The 17,546-nt window shown below is 65.5% G+C and carries 17 protein-coding genes; 8 read left to right on the top strand and 9 right to left on the bottom strand.

Translation table 11 applies throughout. The annotated features are described in order from the left end of the window. The first annotated feature begins 1 nt into the window (after nt 1). The 4 genes from gsiD (at nt 2) to CQ050_RS01365 (ending at nt 4,756) form a co-directional block, all read left to right on the top strand. Entirely contained in the window at nt 2-901 is a 900-nt protein-coding gene (gsiD, locus tag CQ050_RS01380; RefSeq protein ID WP_105555060.1) for a glutathione ABC transporter permease GsiD, read from the top strand. A 110-nt stretch (nt 902-1,011) separates the two neighbouring features. Continuing rightward, nucleotides 1,012-2,106: a P1 family peptidase gene (locus CQ050_RS01375; RefSeq protein WP_105555059.1), complete on the top strand. Its 1,095-nt coding sequence runs from the start codon at nt 1,012-1,014 to the stop codon at nt 2,104-2,106. Nucleotides 2,107-2,126: 20 nt separating this feature from the next. Then, complete coding sequence (locus CQ050_RS01370) at nt 2,127-2,951, top strand: M55 family metallopeptidase (protein ID WP_105555058.1); 825 nt, start codon at nt 2,127-2,129, stop codon at nt 2,949-2,951. A gap of 14 nt (nt 2,952-2,965) precedes the next feature. After that, nucleotides 2,966-4,756 carry an aminopeptidase P family protein gene (locus tag CQ050_RS01365; protein WP_105555057.1) on the top strand — a complete coding sequence of 597 codons (1,791 nt, stop codon included), beginning with the start codon at nt 2,966-2,968 and terminating at the stop codon, nt 4,754-4,756. Between the two features lie 74 nt (nt 4,757-4,830). Here CQ050_RS01365 and CQ050_RS01360 read toward each other — a convergent pair whose 3' ends face one another. Then, a complete protein-coding gene (locus CQ050_RS01360; protein WP_105555056.1) occupies nt 4,831-5,832 on the bottom strand; it encodes a hypothetical protein in 1,002 nt (333 codons plus the stop codon). A 221-nt stretch (nt 5,833-6,053) separates the two neighbouring features. Between CQ050_RS01360 and CQ050_RS01355 the strand changes: the two genes are divergently transcribed. The 4 genes from CQ050_RS01355 to ftsB all read left to right on the top strand — a co-directional run bounded on the left by CQ050_RS01355 (nt 6,054) and on the right by ftsB (nt 9,999). Next, on the top strand, nt 6,054-7,706 hold the full coding sequence (locus tag CQ050_RS01355; protein WP_105555055.1) for a CTP synthase: 1,653 nt from the start codon (nt 6,054-6,056) through the stop codon (nt 7,704-7,706). 202 nt (nt 7,707-7,908) lie between these two features. After that, the gene (locus CQ050_RS01345) at nt 7,909-8,193 is read left to right on the top strand and encodes a DUF1330 domain-containing protein (RefSeq protein ID WP_006223888.1); all 285 of its coding nucleotides are present in this window, start codon (nt 7,909-7,911) and stop codon (nt 8,191-8,193) included. 4 nt (nt 8,194-8,197) lie between these two features. Continuing rightward, nucleotides 8,198-9,484, top strand: a complete 1,287-nt coding sequence (eno, locus tag CQ050_RS01340; protein ID WP_006218107.1) for a phosphopyruvate hydratase — start codon at nt 8,198-8,200, stop codon at nt 9,482-9,484. A 71-nt stretch (nt 9,485-9,555) separates the two neighbouring features. Then, nucleotides 9,556-9,999: a cell division protein FtsB gene (gene ftsB / locus CQ050_RS01335; RefSeq protein ID WP_105555054.1), complete on the top strand. Its 444-nt coding sequence runs from the start codon at nt 9,556-9,558 to the stop codon at nt 9,997-9,999. 8 nt (nt 10,000-10,007) lie between these two features. Here ftsB and CQ050_RS01330 read toward each other — a convergent pair whose 3' ends face one another. The 8 genes from CQ050_RS01330 to CQ050_RS01295 form a co-directional block, all read right to left on the bottom strand. Next, nucleotides 10,008-10,748 carry a TadE/TadG family type IV pilus assembly protein gene (locus CQ050_RS01330; protein ID WP_105555053.1) on the bottom strand — a complete coding sequence of 247 codons (741 nt, stop codon included), beginning with the start codon at nt 10,746-10,748 and terminating at the stop codon, nt 10,008-10,010. Between the two features lie 89 nt (nt 10,749-10,837). Then, a complete protein-coding gene (hslO, locus tag CQ050_RS01325; RefSeq protein ID WP_105555052.1) occupies nt 10,838-11,767 on the bottom strand; it encodes an Hsp33 family molecular chaperone HslO in 930 nt (309 codons plus the stop codon). A gap of 73 nt (nt 11,768-11,840) precedes the next feature. Next, nucleotides 11,841-12,362, bottom strand: a complete 522-nt coding sequence (locus CQ050_RS01320; protein WP_105555051.1) for a gamma carbonic anhydrase family protein — start codon at nt 12,360-12,362, stop codon at nt 11,841-11,843. Nucleotides 12,363-12,366: 4 nt separating this feature from the next. Beyond that, nucleotides 12,367-14,112, bottom strand: a complete 1,746-nt coding sequence (locus CQ050_RS01315) for an acyl-CoA synthetase (protein ID WP_105555050.1) — start codon at nt 14,110-14,112, stop codon at nt 12,367-12,369. 129 nt (nt 14,113-14,241) lie between these two features. Beyond that, entirely contained in the window at nt 14,242-15,114 is an 873-nt protein-coding gene (locus CQ050_RS01310; RefSeq protein ID WP_105555049.1) for a UDP-2,3-diacylglucosamine diphosphatase, read from the bottom strand. Between the two features lie 104 nt (nt 15,115-15,218). Further along, nucleotides 15,219-16,127 (bottom strand): DUF2167 domain-containing protein, encoded by a 909-nt coding sequence (locus CQ050_RS01305; RefSeq protein ID WP_105555048.1) that lies wholly within the window; start codon nt 16,125-16,127, stop codon nt 15,219-15,221. 132 nt (nt 16,128-16,259) lie between these two features. After that, the gene (locus tag CQ050_RS01300) at nt 16,260-16,775 is read right to left on the bottom strand and encodes an RDD family protein (RefSeq protein ID WP_105555047.1); all 516 of its coding nucleotides are present in this window, start codon (nt 16,773-16,775) and stop codon (nt 16,260-16,262) included. Nucleotides 16,776-17,119: 344 nt separating this feature from the next. Further along, entirely contained in the window at nt 17,120-17,308 is a 189-nt protein-coding gene (locus CQ050_RS01295; protein ID WP_035212795.1) for a hypothetical protein, read from the bottom strand. Between the last annotated feature and the right edge of the window lie 238 nt (nt 17,309-17,546).

Below are 17,546 nucleotides of genomic sequence, written 5' to 3'. Positions count from 1 at the left end.
CATGAGCAATACGACACCCGCCACGACCATCGCCGCCGCTTCCAAGAACGACGTGCGCACGCCCGCCACCGAGTTCTGGCGCAAATTCAAGAAGCAGAAGCTGGGCGTGGGCGCCGGCATCTTCGTGCTGCTGCTTGTCGTGATCGCGGTCTTCGCGCCGTGGATCGTGCCGTTCGACGCCGAGAACTTCTTCGACTACGACGCGCTGAACGCCGGCCCGTCCCTGACCCACTGGCTGGGCGTGGATTCGCTGGGCCGCGACATCTTCAGCCGCATCGTCATGGGCGCGCGGATTTCGCTGGCCGCGGGCTTCCTGTCCGTGGCCATGGGTGCCATCGTCGGCACCTTCATGGGCTTGATGGCCGGCTATTACGAAGGCTGGTGGGAACGCATCACGATGCGGATCTCGGACGTGCTGCTGGCGTTTCCCGGCATGCTGCTGGCCATCGGCGTGGTCGCCATCCTAGGTTCCAGCATGGTCAACGTGATCGTGGCCGTGGCCGTGTTCAGCGTGCCGGCGTTTGCCCGCCTGGTGCGCGGCAACACGCTGTCGATCAAGCAGATGACGTATGTCGAAGCCGTCAAGAGCGTGGGCGCGTCCGACTGGACGATCATCATGCGCCACATCCTGCCCGGCACGATCTCGCCGATCGTGGTGTACGGCACGATGCGCATCGGCACGTCGATCATCACCGCCGCCAGCCTGTCGTTCCTGGGCATGGGCGCATCGCCTCCGACGCCGGAGTGGGGCGCCATGCTGAACGAGGCACGCGCCGACATGGTCATCGCCCCGCACGTGGCCATCTTCCCGGCTCTGGCGATCTTCCTGACGGTGCTGGCGTTCAACCTGCTGGGCGACGGCCTGCGCGACGCGCTCGATCCGAAGATCGATCGCAAGTAACGCGTCGCTTTTTCTCGCCGCCACCCTCGTTCCACGCGCCTATCGAATCGGTTGCGCGTGAGCCGAACGAAGGGCGGCGGCGTTTTGCATTTAGGACCTTGGCGAAAACCATGGACAAACAAGCGCTGGACCTTCCCCGCATCGGCGTGCTGCCGTCGGGGCCCCTGGATTCGATTTGCGACGTGGGCGACGTGACGGTCGGGCACTGCACGCTGGCCGACGGCGCGCAACAGACCGGCGTCACTGTCGTGCGCCCACATGCCGGCGACCCTTTTCTGGACAAGGCTCCTGCCGCTGCGACCGTGCTGAACGGCTTCGGCAAAAGCACCGGCCTGGTCCAGGTGCAAGAGCTTGGCGTGCTGGAAACGCCCATCGCGCTGACCAACACCTTTGGCGTGGGCACCGTCGCCAACGCGCAGATCCGCCAGGCCATCGCGGCCAACCCCGAGATCGGGCGGGGCATGGCCACCGTGAACCCGCTGGTGTTCGAATGCAATGACGGCTATTTGAACGACATCCAGGCGCTTGCCGTAGAGGAAGCGCATTACGCCGACGCGTTCGCCAGCGCAGCCAAGCCGTTCGCACAGGGCGCGGTGGGCGCCGGGCGCGGCATGTCGTGCTTTTCATTCAAGGGCGGTATCGGGTCGGCATCCCGCGTGGCATCCATCCAGCCCGGTCTGCGCTACACCGTCGGCGCGCTGGTACTGGCCAACTTCGGCCGCTTGCCCAATCTGACCGTGGCAGGCCGCCCGTTTGGCCGCCGGCTGGCGGACCAGTTGGACCGGGGCCTGGCGCAGCAGGGCGAGAACGCGGTGATCGTGCCGGAGAAGGGCTCCATCATCCTGTTGCTGGCCACTGACGCGCCGCTGGATTCGCGCCAGTTGCGGCGCCTGTCGCTGCGGGCCGGCGCGGGCCTGGCGCGCACCGGCTCGGTGTTCGGCCACGGCAGCGGCGACATCGCGCTGGCCTTTTCCACCGCCTACACTGTTCCGCAACTGGCCGAGCAGCCGATGCCTTCGATTGCGATGCTGCATGAAACGCGCATCGATCCCTTGTTCGAAGCGGCCGCCGAGGCCTGCGAACAAGCCATCATTTCCGCGCTCTGGCACGCCGACGGCGTGACGGGGCGCGATGGCCATCACCGTGCCGCGATCCGCGACGCGGTGCCGCAGTGGCGTCAATGGCTGTCCGACACCGCATTCTGAATTCCTTGAAGGCTGATCCCATGAAGATCCTGATTTCCACCGATATCGAAGGCGTCGCCGGCGTCTTCCATGCAGAACAAGTCCGCGCCGGCAACGGCGAATACGAGCGCGCCCGCGCCTGGATGACTGCCGAGGCCAACGCGGCCGTGCAAGGCGCGATTGCGGGCGGGGCCGAAGAAATCCTGGTCAACGATTCGCACGGCGGCTTTCGCAATCTGTTGCCCGACGGCCTGGACGAGCGCGCTCGCCTGGTGCTGGGCAAGCCGCGCTACCTGGGCATGATGGGCGGCCTGGAAGAGGACTGCGACGCCGTTTTCATGATCGGCTACCACTCGCGCTCGCAAGGGCGCGGCATCCTGGCCCACACGATCAACAGCTTTGCCTTCGCGCGCGTGCTGATCAACGGCATGGAGCTGGGAGAAGCGGGCCTGTATGGCGCGCTGGCCGGTGAAATGGGCGTGCCCGTCATCCTGGGGACGGGCGACGACGTATTTATCTCGGAAACCCGCGACACCTTCCCGGGCGCCGAATGGGTGCAGACCAAGGTAGCCCACGGCCAGGGCAGCGGCATCACGCTGTCACCGGCCGCGTCGCGCCGCGCGATTGCCGCCGCGGCCGAAACCGCCGTGCGCAACCTCAAGAAGCAGGCCCCGGTTCCTTTCCGCATTGCCGCCCCTATAGAATGCCGGTTGCAGACGCAGAGCGCGGCGCTGGCCGACCTGTTCTGCATGTGGCCCACGCTGGAACGCGTGGACGGCGTCACCTTGCGATTCACCACGGATAGCATGCAGGCCGCTGTCCGCACGTTGAACAGCCTGGCCGCCATGTCTTTCATGTTGCGCTAAGGATCCCATCCCCCATGTCTAGCACCGACGCCCGTATTGCCCAATTGCGGCAGGCCATGAGCCGCCGCGGCCTGTCCGCCTATATCGTTCCGTCCTCGGACCCGCACCTGTCCGAATATCTGCCGGCGCGCTGGCAAGGACGGCGCTGGCTGTCGGGCTTCACGGGGTCGGTGGGAACCCTTGTCGTCACGGCCGATTTCGCCGGCCTGTGGGTGGATAGCCGCTACTGGGTGCAGGCCGAGGCGCAACTGGCGGGCACGGGCGTGCAACTGATGAAGATCGCGCTGGCGTCCACGCCGGGCCATGTCGACTGGCTGGCCGCCAACATGCGGGCGGGCGACGTCATCGGCGTGGACGGCCAGGTGCTGGGTCTGGGCGCCTTCCGCGCCTTGTCGGTGGCCGCGGCCAGCGCCGGCGCCATGCTTGAGATCCGGGCGGACCTGCTGGACGAGGTCTGGACCGACCGCGCCGGCCTGCCCGACGCAAAGATCTATGAGCACGTTGCCCCCGAGGCCTGCGTGACCCGCGCCGACAAGCTGGCGCAGGTGCGCGATGCCATGCGCGCGCACGGCGCCGATGTGCATTTCATCTGTACGGTGGACGATATCGCGTGGTTGCTGAACCTGCGCGGCGCCGACGTGGACTACAACCCGGTGTTCGTCGGCCACGCGCTGATCGGCCTGGACCACGCCACGCTCTTCGTGGCCGACGGCAAAGTCGATGAGGCGCTGCGGGCCACGCTGGCCGCCGATGGCGTCGAGGTGGCGGGTTACGCCCAAGCCGCCGATGCCCTGGCCTCGCTTGAACTGGACCAGAAGCTGCTGATCGATCCGGCGCGCGTGACCTGCGGCGTGTTCCACGCGATGGATCCTGCCGTGCCGCGCATCGAAGCCATCAACCCGTCCACGTTGCTGAAGTCCCGCAAGACCGATGCCGAGCTGGCGCATGTGCGCCAGGCGATGGCGCAGGACGGTGCGGCGCTTTGCGAATTCTTCTCGTGGTTCGAAGGCGCGCTGGGCAAGGAAACCATCACCGAACTGACGATCGACGAGCAGATCACCGCCGCCCGCGCGCGCCGGCCCGCCTATGTTTGCCCCAGCTTCGCCACCATCGCGGGCTTCAACGCCAACGGCGCCATGCCGCACTACCGCGCCACGCCGGAATCGCACGCGACGATCGAAGGCGATGGCCTGCTGCTGATCGATTCGGGCGGGCAGTATCTGGGCGGCACCACCGACATCACCCGCGTGGTCGCGGTGGGCACGCCCAGCGCGGACCAGAAAGTGGATTTCACGCTTGTGCTCAAGGGCATGATCGCGCTGTCGCGCGCATCGTTCCCACGCGGCACGCCGTCGCCCATGCTGGACGCCATTGCCCGCGCGCCCATCTGGGAAGGCGGTGCGGAATACGGTCACGGCACCGGCCACGGCGTGGGGTACTTCCTGAACGTGCACGAAGGCCCGCAGGTGATTTCGTACCGCGCCATGCCAGGCCCGCACACGGCGATGGAGCCGGGCATGATCACGTCGAACGAACCGGGCATCTATCGTCCGGGCCGTTGGGGCGTGCGCATCGAGAACCTGGTGGCCAACCGTAGCTGGCTGACGTCCGAACTGGGTGAATTCCTGTGTTTCGAGACGCTGACCCTGTGCCCCATCGACACCCGCTGCATTGAACCGTCGCTGATGCGCGCCGACGAGACCGCCTGGCTGAATGACTATCACAAGACGGTATTCGAGCGTCTGTCGCCGCTGGTCGAAGGCGAGGCGCTGGCCTGGCTTGAGCGCCGCACCGCGGCGATCTGATCCACCACGCAGGCGCATGAAAAAAGGCCGCGGGCGTCATGCCCGCGGCCTTTTACTTTGTCGCGACCCGTGGCTCAGGCCTGCGGCGCAGCGGTCTTCGCGCGCGGGTACAGCGCCTGTCGGCCGATGACGCAGGCCAGGGCCAGCAGCAACCCGTAGGCCAGCAGCGCCACCCATGCCGTCACCGAGGAGGATGCGGCGCGAATGAGTTGGTCCCAGCTCATTGCCCGGACGGCCAGGAAACCCAGGCCGACGCCCAGCGCCTGGGCCAGCCAGAACGCCAGCGTGCCGTGGGCCACCGCCCGGCCCAGCCGCGCCGCGCCGATCGCGCGCGGCAGCAGGTTCAGGCAGAGCAGCACGCACATCGCCAGCACTATCGCGGGCAGGGCCAGATAGCCCAGCGTGAAGGCCGTCCAGCCCGCATCGCGGGACTGCATCTGCAGGACGCCGCCCAACGTGATGGAGACGCCCAGTTGCCAGATCAGCACGGTCAGCCCGGTGATCCAGGCCGCGTGCCGCTGGTCGTACGGCGGACCACCGGCGGGGCCGGCGGGCTGCACGGTCCAGGTGGCAATGCGCACGACAAGGCAGACGCCGATGATCTCCAGCAAGATAGTCGCGACGCGCACGACGATGCCCAGCGTCAGGAACTGGCCGATCACGCCGACGCCGGACCATTCCTCCAGCGTGCCGCGGTGGGTCATGACGAACTGCATCAGCACGTTGTGCAGGAAGGCCATGCCGGCGGCCACGGCCAGGGTATAGACCAGCAGCAGGGCGATGAAAGTGCCGAAGAGCTTGCGGGGTTCGTCCACCGCCATGGTGTCGTGGCGCGCGAGCCAGCGGCGCATGGCGCCCCAGGTCGTCAAGCCCGCGATCACCGCCCCCATGACGATATGGGCCAGCAGCGGGGCCAGGTACTCGGGTTGGGCATGCAGTTCCCGCATTTGCCGGGTGTCGGGTAAACCGAACAGCATGAATCCCTGGACCACGGCCGAGTAGGCCAGGCGCAGGAAGACGGCGGTAAGCGCCAGACGCCAGGCGAGGGAAGAGGGGGACCGGACGGAATCGATCATCGGCAAGGGCGGCAAGTGTTGAGAAAAAACAGCAGTCAAAAAATTAGGGATCGAACATAGCATGACGCTGCGCCGCGCCATGCAACGCGCTTGCCGTCAACGCGTTTCGAGTGCTGCCAAATGTTACGCGTCATCGCTAGGGGAAAACCCAAATAACCGCCGCCTCCCGGCTATAATCCAAATTTCCCGCACGCGCCCGCTCGTCCCGGGTGCTCATTACGATGACCAAATACGTATTTGTCACCGGCGGAGTGGTGTCTTCCCTGGGCAAGGGCATCGCCGCTGCGTCGCTTGCCGCCATTCTCGAGTCGCGTGGTTTGCAGGTCACCATGCTGAAGCTCGACCCGTACATCAACGTCGATCCGGGCACGATGAGCCCCTTCCAGCACGGTGAAGTGTTCGTCACGGAAGACGGCGCCGAAACCGATCTGGACCTGGGCCACTACGAGCGCTTCATCTCCGCCCGCATGCACAAGGTGAATAACTTCACCACGGGCCAGATCTACGAATCGGTGCTGCGCAAAGAGCGTCGTGGCGACTACCTGGGCAAGACTGTCCAGGTGATTCCGCACATCACCAACGAAATCCAGGACTTCATCGCCCGTGGCGCCGAAGCCGGCTGGAACGGCAACACGGACGTCGCCATCGTCGAAATCGGCGGCACCGTGGGCGACATCGAGTCCCTGCCTTTCCTGGAAGCCGCGCGCCAGATGAGCCTGCGCATGGGCCGCAACAACGCGGCCTTCGTGCATCTGACCCTGGTGCCCTTCATCGCCTCCGCCGGCGAACTGAAGACCAAGCCCACCCAGCACTCGGTGCAGAAGCTGCGCGAAATCGGCATCTATCCGAACGCGCTCTTGTGCCGTGCCGACCGTCCCATCCCGGACGACGAGCGCGCCAAGATCTCGATGTTCTCGAACGTGCCGCTGGACGCCGTCATTTCCGTCTGGGATGCCGATTCCATCTACAAGATTCCGGCCATGCTGCACAAGCAGGGCGTGGACAACATCGTCTGCGAAGCGCTGGGCCTGACCCCGCCGCCGGCTGATCTGTCCATGTGGGACAACCTGGTCGAAGCCCTGGAGCACCCGCAGCACCAGCTGACGATCGGCATGGTCGGCAAGTACGTCGACCTGACCGAATCGTACAAGTCGCTGACGGAAGCCCTGGTCCACGCCGGCATCCACACGCGCTCGAAGATCAACATCGAGTACATCGACTCGGAAGACATCGAAACCCGCGGCACCGACCAACTGAAGCACCTGGACGCCATCCTGGTTCCGGGCGGCTTCGGCAAGCGCGGCACCGAGGGCAAGATCGCCGCCATCCGCTACGCCCGTGAAAACGGCGTGCCGTACCTGGGCATCTGCCTGGGCATGCAGCTGGCCGTCATCGAGTTCGCACGCCACGTCGCCGGTCTGGGTGGCGCCAACAGCACGGAATTCGATCCGTCGGCGCCGCACCCCGTGGTGGCCCTGATCACCGAATGGATGGACCGCGAAGGCAAGGTCGAAAAGCGCGACAACTCGTCCGACCTGGGCGGCACCATGCGCAAGGGCGCGCAACGCGTGCCGATCAAGGCCGGCACCCGCGCGCAGACCATCTACGGCGACGAAGTGAACGAGCGTCACCGTCACCGCTACGAGGTCAACAACGTCTACGTGCCGCGCCTGGAAGAGGCCGGCATGGTGATCAGCGCCCGCACGCCGACCGAGAACCTGCCGGAAATGATGGAATTGCCCGACCACCCCTGGTTCGTGGGCGTCCAGTTCCACCCGGAGTTCACGTCGACGCCGCGCGACGGCCACCCGTTGTTCTCCAGCTATATCCGCGCCGCCATCGAGCAAAAGGCTCGCCGCGGCCAGGGGGCGTAATGCGCGCCTGCGGTCTCGAGTTCCGTAAGCGGATCCTCGGGGCCGCGGGCCCGTCCCCCAGTGCCGCGCTATACGGCGGCGCTGCTTTCGGATACAACCAATTAGCATCGGATATGCGTCGCCAGACGGCTTGGGCCACACTGGCGGCGTTGTCGTATCCGAAATCAGATACCAACCCACGCAACTGCCCTGAAGGAACCCCATGAGTGCTTACCTCATCGCCGACGTCACGGTGACCAAGCCCGCGCAATACGAGGACTACAAGCGTCTGTCCACGCTCGCCATGCGCGCGTACGATGCCAAGATCCTGGTGCGAGGCGGAGAGTCCAAGCACCTTGAGGGCCGTGAGCCGGGCCGCACCGTCGTCATGGAGTTTCCCTCCATGGCGGCCGCCCAGGCCTTCTACGACTCCTGGCAGTACCGCCGTGCCCGCAACGCCCGCGAGGGCGCGGCTGTCATGAATATGTTTATCGTTCAGGGAATGTAAAGTCATGAGTGCAATCGTCGATATCATCGGCCGCGAAATTCTGGATTCGCGCGGCAACCCCACCGTGGAATGTGATGTGCTGCTGGAGTCCGGCGCCATGGGCCGCGCGGCCGTGCCGTCCGGCGCCTCCACGGGCGCCCGCGAAGCCATCGAGCTGCGCGACGGCGACAAAAGCCGTTATCTGGGCAAGGGCGTGCTGCGCGCCGTTGAAAACCTGAACACGGAAATCTCCGAAGCCCTGATGGGCCTGGACGCCCAGGAACAGACCTTCGTCGATCGCACGCTGATCGAGCTGGATGGCACCGAGTCCAAGGAACGCCTGGGCGCCAACGCGATCCTGGCCGCCAGCATGGCCGTGGCCCGCGCCGCCGCCGACGAGTCCGGCCTGTCGCTGTACCGCTATTTCGGCGGCAGCGGCCCCATGAGCATGCCCGTGCCGATGATGAACGTCATCAACGGCGGCGCGCACGCCAACAACACGCTCGACCTGCAAGAACTGATGATTCTGCCGGTCGGCGCAGGCAGCTTCCGCGAAGCCCTGCGTTGGGGCGCTGAAGTCTTCCACATGCTGAAGAAGCTGATCCACGGCCAGGGCATGTCCACGGCCGTCGGCGACGAGGGCGGTTTTGCCCCCAACGTGCCCAGCCATGAAGCCGCCATCCAGCTCATCCTGAAAGCCATCACCGAAGCCGGCTACGAGCCGGGCACGCAGATCGCCCTGGGCCTGGATTGCGCCAGTTCGGAGTTCTACCGCGACGGCAAGTACACGCTGGCCGGCGAAGGCGGTATTTCGCTGTCCTCGCAGGAATTCACCAACCTGCTGGCCACGTGGTGCGACAAGTACCCGATCATCTCCATCGAAGACGGCATGGCCGAAAACGATTGGGACGGCTGGAAGCTGTTGACCGACCAGTTGGGCAAGAAGGTGCAATTGGTGGGCGACGACCTGTTCGTCACCAACACCAAGATCCTGCGCGAAGGCATCCAGAAGGGCGTCGCCAACTCGATCCTGATCAAGATCAACCAGATCGGCACGCTGACCGAGACCTTCGCCGCCATCGAAATGGCCAAGCGCGCCGGCTACACCGCCGTCGTGTCGCATCGTTCGGGTGAAACCGAAGATTCCACCATCGCCGACATCGCCGTGGCGACCAACGCGATGCAGATCAAGACGGGTTCGCTGTCCCGTTCGGATCGCATGGCCAAGTACAACCAGCTCCTGCGCATTGAGGAAGAGCTGGCCGAAGTGGCGTCGTATCCTGGCCTGGAAGCTTTCTACAACCTGCGTTGATGGGAAGCGCGGTGGCGGCGCCTGGCGCCGCTTCCGCATCCGCGCCACGACTGCTCTGAGGGTTCTCGCGTATGCGCCTGTTGTTCCTGGTGCTGTTCGTGCTGGTAGGCTTGATCCAATACCCGCTGTGGCTGGGTAAGGGCGGCTGGTTCAAGGTCTGGGATCTGCAACGCCAAGTGGCGGAGCAGCGCGAGACCAATGAAGGCCTGCGCGCGCGCAATGCCGCGCTGGAAGCCGAAGTGCGGGATCTTGAAGGCGGCTCCGGCGCCGTCGAAGAGCGCGCCCGCGGCGAACTCGGCATGATGCGCGAGGGCGAGGTCTTCGTGCACATCCTGCCGCAAAACACGCAACCTCCCGCTGCCGGCGCCGCGTTGACGGCCGACCCCGCAGCCCGGCCGGCCGCTGCCACGCGCGCCAACGCACCGGCAGCCGCCAAACCGCCCGCCAACCGCGCGGCGGCTCCTGCCGCACCCAAACCCGCCAATTCCGCCAATAACGCCACGACCCGGCACTGAGGCATTCCTCAGCGGCAGCGAGTGTCGCGGCACGCACCCACCACCATTCCCACCGGCCAGGGCGTCTTGTTCGCCCAATCGACCGGGTGCGAGTGCATTTCCATTTCCAGTTCTACCTGGATCGGCAGCAAACCGTTTGCGCGGGCCACGCCCGCGTAGCTGGCGTCGTCGCGCCCCATGACGGCGAGCAGCGCGCGCAAGGGCGGCAGCCAGGGGCGATGCAGGTAGGTCAAGCGCAGCTTCAGTGTGTTGGCCTCGAAGATGCTCATGCCCCCCGGCCGCGGAGGCCTGCGCGCATGTTGAAGGTCTTGGTAGTCGTTGTCGATCGCGCGCATGCCTGGCGCCGCAGCGACCGCCAGGCCGGCGCGGCCGTGTTCGCGGAACGCGCGGGCGCCGGGCTGCAGGATTTCGATGCGCCAGGGCGTCAGTCCGGCAAGCGCCGTGATCCCGCCCTGGGCACGCTGCTGCCGGCGCCGCGCGCCGGTCTTGCGGGCGTCGTCGTCCGCGCCGGCGTGCAACGGCAGCAACGCGTGTTGAAAGGCTTGCCGCATGCGGGCGGGGTCGCCGTGGGCGGTCGCGCCGGCACGGGCCGCTTCAATCAGCGCCAGGTGCGCCATCTGCCGCACCGCCTGCCAACGGGCGGCGTCGATCGCCAGCAGACCCAGCATCAGCACGACCGCGCCGGCCACGGCGAATTCGATGGCGGCGGCGCCCCGTTGACGAGGGCAGGCAAAGAAAAAGGCGGTCATGGCTGCGCAGTGTGGCGCGGGCATGACCGCCTGTCGATACGGACTATCCGAAGGGACGAAACCGACCCTTGTCGCGGGCCGGCGGGGAATCAATGCACGGTCGGCGGGGCGTCGTCGGCCGGCGGTTGGTGGGGCGCGAACAAGGTGGCGCAGTCAACGGCGTCGAACTTGTAGGGCTTGCCGCAGAAGTCGCAGGACACGTCCACCTGGCCCCGCTCGGCCAGCACGCTGTTGACTTCCTCTTCGCCCAGCGAACGCAGCATGCTTGCCACGCGTTCGCGGGTGCATGGGCAGTGCCAGCGCACCGTCACGGGATCGAACGCCAGCAGGGTGTCTTCCCAGAACAGGCGATGGATCAGCGTGTCGATCTCGGCTTCCAGCACTTCATCGCGCTTGAGGGTACTGGCCAGCGCGTTAGTGCGGTCCCAGGTTTCCGCCGCGGCCTGTTCGGTCAGCAGCGGCGCATCCGAGCCGCCGTGATAGGGCAGGCGCTGGATCAGCATGCCGGCGGCATGGTCGGCGTCGGCCGCCAGCCACAGGCGGGTGTCCAGTTGCTCGGAAGCCTTCATGTAGTGTTGCAGGGCTTCGGCCACGGTTTCGCCTTCCAGCGGCACGATGCCCTGGTAGGCCTGTTGGCCCGGCAGCTTGCGCTGCGGGTCCAGCACCACGATGAAGCGGCCGTTGCCGCCCGGGTTCAGCAGGCTTTGCATCGTGCCGTCGGCGGGAACCTCGTGGCCTTCGCGCACTTTGACGGTGGCGCGCAGGCTCAGGTCGGAACGGCATTCCACCACCAGCAGCGCGATGGGGCCATCGCCCTGGATCTGGAGCACCAGCGAGCCTTCGAACTTGATGTTGGCGGCAAGCAGGGTGGACGCGGCCACCAGTTCGCCCAGCAGATGGGTGATGGCGGGCGGGTAATCGTGGTTGGCTTGAACGGCCTTCCAGGTCGTGTCCAGGCGCACGGCCTGGATACGGACGCTGCGGTCTTCGGTAAGGTATTTTTTAAGCTGATCGGTCATAGCGGAATGTTAGCCGATCAGGCGCCCGATTCCCCCTGCTGGCAGCAGGGGGTTGGGCGGTTCCCCACGGGGGTCAGGCAAGCCGTTTCAGCGCGGTCTTGTAGTGTTGGCCCCGCGCCACGTAATGGGCGGTGTTTTTGTGCAGATTGGCGATTTCGTCTTCCGAGAGTTCACGCACGATCTTGCCAATGCCGATCACCAGGGAATTGTCGGGAATGACCCGATCTTCGGGGATGATCGCGCCCGCGCCGATCAGGCAATTGCGCCCGATGACCGCATTGTTCAGGACGATCGCCTGCATGCCTACCAGGGCGCCTTCGTGGATGGTGCATCCGTGCAGCATGGCCTGGTGGCCCACCGTCACATTGGGACCGATCGTCATGGGACAGCCGCTGTCCACGTGCAGGACGCTGGATTCCTGGATATTGGTGCCGTGGCGGATCAGGATGGCGTCGTTGTCGCCGCGGATCGATACGTTCGACCAGATGCTGACGCCCGCCTCCAGGGTGACATTGCCGATGATGTCGGCACTGTCGGCCACGTAAGCGGCGGGGTCGATGCGGGGGATCAGATCGTCAAGCTGGTAAATCGGCATGGCTTCAGGTCTCGGGTTGCTTCTCGGGGGCGCCATGGGCCGCGTCGGCGTCAACGGCGGTTGCCGCTGGGGGCGTGGCGGCGGGGACCGGGGCGGCGGCCCGGGCGCGCTCTTCTTCGCGCAAGCGCAGGATGCGGCGCTGGATTTTGCCCGTCGTCGTCATGGGCAGTTCATCGACGAATTCGATCTCTTTCGGGTACTCGTAGGGCGCCAGGCGCTCGCGCACGTGTTCCTGAAGGTTCTCGATAACGTCGGCACGCTCGCGGTGGGCGAATTCGGGCGTCAACACCACATATGCCTTGACCAGGGCGCCGCGCTCGGCGTCCGGCTTGGGCACCACGGCGGCGTTGGCCACCGCGGGATGCCCGATCAGGCAGCTTTCGATTTCGCCCGGGCCGATCCGGTAACCCGACGACTTGAACACGTCGTCGGCGCGGCCGGCGTACCAGAGGTAGCCGTCGGCATCGACGGTGGCGAGATCGCCGGTCAGGCACCAGTCGCCTTTGTATTTGGCCTGGGTGGCGGCTTCGTTGCGCCAATAGCCCAGGAACATCACGGGGTCGGGATAACCGTGGATGTCCAGGCGGTTGACCGCGATTTCGCCGGTTCCGCCAGCGGCGACGGGCTTGCCGTCATCGTCCAGCACCGCGACCTGGTGGCCGGGGTAGGGGCGACCCATGCTGCCCGGCCGGGCGGGCCAGCGTTTCTGGCTGTTGCCCACCACATAGTTCATTTCGGTCTGGCCGAACATCTCGTTGGGCGTCACGCCCAGCGCCGACTGGCACCATTCAAAGACGGTCTCGCCCACGCTTTCGCCGGCGCTCATGATGGAGCGCAAGGCCAGCTGGTAGTGATTGCGGGGGTCCGGCACCGCCTTCATCATCATCTTCAGGGCCGTGGGGAAGAGGAAGGTGTTGGTGACCTGATAGCGCTCCATGAGCTCGAACGCGCGTTCAGCGGAAAAGCGGCCACGCGTGCCCACGATGGGGTGTCCGAAGTACAGCGTGGGCAGCAGCGCATCCATCATGCCGCCCGTCCAGGCCCAGTCGGCCGGCGACCAGAACACGTCGGCAGGCTTCGGGAACCAGTCCTGCGAGGCCACGAAGCCCGGCAGGTTGCCGATCAGCACGCTGTGCGGCAGCAGAGCGCCCTTCGGCGCGCCGGTGGTGCCTGACGTGTAGAGCAGGATGGCAGGGTCGGACGACCGCGTCGGGATGGCCTTGAATTCGCTGGGCTGGCGGGCCAGCAGGCTGCGCCAAGGCAGCACACGCTCGTCGGCGAAGCCGATGCCGATGATTTGCTGCAGGTTGGGGCAGTTGTCGCTGACGGCAAGCAGATTGGCGCTGGAAGCGTGGTCCACGATGGCGACCCGGGTTTCCGAGTCGCGCAGGCGGCTTTCCAGGGCTTCGGGGCCGAACAAGGCCGACAGGGGCAGCACGACGCCGCCAACCGTGTAGATGGCCATGTGGGCGACGACGGTTTCGGGGCGTTGCCCCAAAACGACACCGACCCGATCACCGCGGCCCACGCCCATTTTCACCAGGCCATTGGCCAGTTGATTGACGGCCTCGGCCAGTCGGGCATAGGTCCAGACCTCGCGGTTGCCGGACTCATCTTCGTAGTAGATGGCAATGCGCCGCGCATCCGGACTACTGGATGCCCAGCGGTGGCAGCACGCATCCGCAATGTTGAACTGGGTCGGTACCAGCCAGCGGAATGATTGGTAGAGCGCCTGATATTGGTCGTTCATGGCCCTATGTTGTAAGCATGTTGCAGCTGCGTGAACGGGCCAACTCGCCCGTTGCCTCAGATGCAAGCATGACCTAGAGGGCCGTGAACTGCAATATCCCCGTTGCGTAATGGGGACGCATACGGGTTATCACGGGTGTTTGCTTTGGCGGCGCAGTGCGGAGGGCAAAGCGGGCAGGGATAGCGAACGCGGGGGGCGCACGGCCGGTTCCGCCTGTCTTTCCGCCTGGATGGCGGCCCAGTCCAGCAGTTGGAGTTGGCCGTCGTGCGTTTCCGCCAGGGCAGACAGGCTTTCGACCCAATCGCCGTCGTTGCAGTACAGGATGCCGCCCACGTCGCGCAGCTCGGCCTTGTGGATGTGGCCGCAGACGACACCGTCCAGGCCGCGCCGGCGCGCTTCGCCTGCGAGCGCTTCCTCGAAATCCGTAATGAAAGAGACGGCGTTCTTGACCTTGTGCTTCAAGTACTGCGACAGGGACCAGTAATGCAGGCCCAGGCGGTGCCGCAGCCGGTTGAAATGGTGGTTGATCCAGAGCGCCAGCTGGTAGAGGCCGTCGCCAAGATGGGCCAGCCAGCGGCTGTGCTGGATCACGCCGTCGAACTGGTCGCCGTGCAGCACCAGCAGGCGCAGGCCCTTGGCCGTGACGTGCACGTCTTCGTCCAGGATTTCGATGTCGCCGAACGCATAGCCGGCGAACTCGCGCGCGAATTCGTCATGGTTGCCGGGGATGAAGACCACCCGTGTGCCGTTGCGCGCTTTGCGCAGGATGCGCTGGATAACGTCGTTGTGCGCCCGCGGCCAATGCCAATGCTTGCGCAGTTGCCAGCCGTCCACGATATCGCCCACCAGATACAGCGTGTCCGAATCGTTGTGGTCCAGGAAATCGAGCAGGAATTCCGCCTTGCACCCGGCAGTGCCCAGGTGAATATCGGAAATCCAGAGAGCACGCCAGTGCGCGGGTCGGATTTCGTTCACGGTCGCTTCCATGTGGGCTGTCGTCATGCCTCAGGATCAGATCATCCGGCGATGACGGGCGTGTGAAGAATCCGTGACGCTGTTGTGACGGCGGGGCGGTCTTGCGTGGCGCCGCCGTCACGGGAGAATGCTCAAGGCTGCTGGGCGTCGGCCTTTTTGCCTCGCAGGCGCTTCCACAACCCACCGCCCAGCGCGGCGGCCGCCAGGATGCCGACCTTGGCGAACTTGGCCAGGAACGCGGCGATGACGGCGAAAAGCCCCAGCTTCTTCGCGGCCACGCCGGCCACCAGCGCGGCCAGCCCGTATTCGGCGACCTTGTCGGTCGAGGAATCGAAATCGGCGTAGCGCTTGCCGTCCACGTAGTTCAGATTGTCCAGCAACGCCAGCACGGCGTTCTTGTCCTTGGGCACCAGGCTTTGCTGGGTGATCAGGTCCAGCGTGATGTAGCCGTCGCGGCCCAGCGCATAGGTGTTGTAGTTCACCGTTGGGTCTTCGCCAGCGTCGGCGCCCTTGTGCTTGGCGGCCACCGACCAGACCAGCCGTTGCGTGTTGCTGTCGTACTTGGGGGCCTCGACCCAGCCGTCCACGGTCAGTTCGGGGAAGCCGCGTTTCTTGCGTTCTTCGTTGGACTGTTCGGTGCCTTCGCGCAGGCTATCCAGCAATTCGCTGACGTCCCAGTTCCGCGCGTCGTCGTCCTTGATGTAGCCCGCCTTGTCGAAATTGACGGTGACCACCCAGTCGTCGTCATCGCTCTTGGGCATCACGACGCCCAGCAGCGAGGGGTCCTTGCCGTTGCCGTAGGCCTGCATCAGGCGCTCGGCCTGCAGGCGGGGAACGAAGAACATGTTCTGTGGCAGGCGCACGACCGCCTGCTCGCCCAGCTTCACATCGGCCGGCCCTTGCTGGGCGGCGGCGAAGGCGGCTTTCGTCGCCGATTCGATCTCTTGCTGGGCGGACGCGTTCTGGGCCAGGGCGCCGGCAGGCAGAAAGCAAAGCGCGCTGGCGGCGGCCAGCGACAAAAGGGAAAGGAAAGCGCGCATGAAAGGTCCGGAAGGCGTCTGTTTAAGGGGGCCTCATTGTCTTTGCGAGCGACTTTCAATTTTCTGAAAGCACGCGATGAATTCGCCGCATGCTTTTGCTGTTTGTAATAGTTTGTGTGTGCCGAAGGACCGTCAGCGCGATTTCTGACGCTGCGGCGCGTTGCGCAGGCGCGTGCCCAGGATGCGGTCATGCAGGAACTGCCCGTCGGGGTCGAACCAGGACCAGATGAAAATGGTGAAGGGCGCGGCGACGATGAACATGTCCATCGAGGCCCAGCCCGTCAAGCTGGCGGCGCCCCACACCACGGCAGCCCCGGCCAGTACCAACGGCCAGACCAGCACGTAGCGCAGGATCAGCCGGAACGTCGGCGGCGTGTTGCCGTCGCGGTCGACCAGCCGGATGTTCCAGGTCTTCATGGGCAAGGTCTGGCCCCGCCGGCGCCAGCACAACACGAAGTAGGCGCCTATCGCGACGAACAGCCAGGCCTGCCGGGCCGCCCGCAGTTCCAGCGCGTTCTTGCTCTGGGTCAGCGTGTCCAGCAGGTAGCCCGCCAGGAACACCACGCCGAACAGCAGCACGGCTTCGTACATCATGCAGGCAAACCGGCGCAGCCGGTTGGGGGTCTGGTCAAGGGCGTCTGTCGTCATGGGTGGGCATTATCCGATAAAGATTGCCCCCACGGTGCGCCCTACGGGCTTCCTGCCCCCCGAGGGGGCTCTTCCCCCTTGGGGCGGCCCGGCGGGGGAAGGTGCCCCCACGCTTCACACACTACGTGTGTTCTCTGCCCCCCGAGGGGGCTCTCCCCCCTTGGGGCGGCCCGGCGGGGGGAGGGTGCCCCCACGCTTCACGCACTACGTGTGTTCTCTGCCTCCCAGGGAGGAAAGGCCCGACGAAAAAAAACCCGCCGGTAAGGGCGGGTCTATAAAAGGGGCTATGCAGCCCCCAAGGGGAAAATCTTTCGGGCCTTAGCGCTTAAGGCCCAGGCCTGTCTTTAGGCTGCTGAGTGCGCGTTCTTGGCGCTCGTCTTGCCAGCCAGGGCCTTCACGCCGTGGGCCAGCTTACGCAGGCCGGCGGCCAACGCCCGCATCGGATGCGGACGGAATTGTTCTTCAATAGCCTGGAGCATCAGTTGGCGCTCGAGTTCGTCGGTCAGGCGGATGGTGTTGTTCGGGTTGATCACAATAGCCTCCACGGGCTTGCACAGTTGTTTGCTACTAGGGATAACCCGAATTATAGGGTTTACCCTGAAACTGTGCAAGGGGAAGGTGCAAGCAGGTGCAACTTGGCAACACCCTGGTGCTGATAATGCCCCAAAACCGCGCGGCGGGGCACCATAAGCAAAGATACGCGCACCATATTGCGGCGCTTTTACAACGCGCTTTCGTGCGGAAAATGGGGTTGACGCCCAGGGCAGGACA

Source organism: Achromobacter sp. MYb9 (genome assembly GCF_002975275.1).
In the GTDB taxonomy this organism is placed as follows: Bacteria; Pseudomonadota; Gammaproteobacteria; order Burkholderiales; family Burkholderiaceae_B; genus Achromobacter.
Note: the sequence above shows the minus strand (reverse complement) of the source record. Positions and strands in the feature narration are given on the sequence as shown.

Bases quoted from the DNA above. Each gene is read 5' to 3' on its own strand.
- CQ050_RS01310 (WP_105555049.1), bottom strand. From the start codon at position 15,114: ATGACGACAGCCCACATGGAAGCGACCGTGAACGAAATCCGACCCGCG.
- CQ050_RS01355 (WP_105555055.1), top strand. From the start codon at position 6,054: ATGACCAAATACGTATTTGTCACCGGCGGAGTGGTGTCTTCCCTGGGC.
- gsiD (WP_105555060.1), top strand. From the start codon at position 2: ATGAGCAATACGACACCCGCCACGACCATCGCCGCCGCTTCCAAGAAC.
- CQ050_RS01305 (WP_105555048.1), bottom strand. From the start codon at position 16,127: ATGCGCGCTTTCCTTTCCCTTTTGTCGCTGGCCGCCGCCAGCGCGCTT.
- CQ050_RS01345 (WP_006223888.1), top strand. From the start codon at position 7,909: ATGAGTGCTTACCTCATCGCCGACGTCACGGTGACCAAGCCCGCGCAA.
- CQ050_RS01315 (WP_105555050.1), bottom strand. From the start codon at position 14,112: ATGAACGACCAATATCAGGCGCTCTACCAATCATTCCGCTGGCTGGTA.
- CQ050_RS01365 (WP_105555057.1), top strand. From the start codon at position 2,966: ATGTCTAGCACCGACGCCCGTATTGCCCAATTGCGGCAGGCCATGAGC.
- CQ050_RS01360 (WP_105555056.1), bottom strand. From the start codon at position 5,832: ATGATCGATTCCGTCCGGTCCCCCTCTTCCCTCGCCTGGCGTCTGGCG.
- ftsB (WP_105555054.1), top strand. From the start codon at position 9,556: ATGCGCCTGTTGTTCCTGGTGCTGTTCGTGCTGGTAGGCTTGATCCAA.
- CQ050_RS01300 (WP_105555047.1), bottom strand. From the start codon at position 16,775: ATGACGACAGACGCCCTTGACCAGACCCCCAACCGGCTGCGCCGGTTT.
- CQ050_RS01330 (WP_105555053.1), bottom strand. From the start codon at position 10,748: ATGACCGCCTTTTTCTTTGCCTGCCCTCGTCAACGGGGCGCCGCCGCC.
- CQ050_RS01375 (WP_105555059.1), top strand. From the start codon at position 1,012: ATGGACAAACAAGCGCTGGACCTTCCCCGCATCGGCGTGCTGCCGTCG.
- CQ050_RS01320 (WP_105555051.1), bottom strand. From the start codon at position 12,362: ATGCCGATTTACCAGCTTGACGATCTGATCCCCCGCATCGACCCCGCC.
- hslO (WP_105555052.1), bottom strand. From the start codon at position 11,767: ATGACCGATCAGCTTAAAAAATACCTTACCGAAGACCGCAGCGTCCGT.
- CQ050_RS01370 (WP_105555058.1), top strand. From the start codon at position 2,127: ATGAAGATCCTGATTTCCACCGATATCGAAGGCGTCGCCGGCGTCTTC.
- eno (WP_006218107.1), top strand. From the start codon at position 8,198: ATGAGTGCAATCGTCGATATCATCGGCCGCGAAATTCTGGATTCGCGC.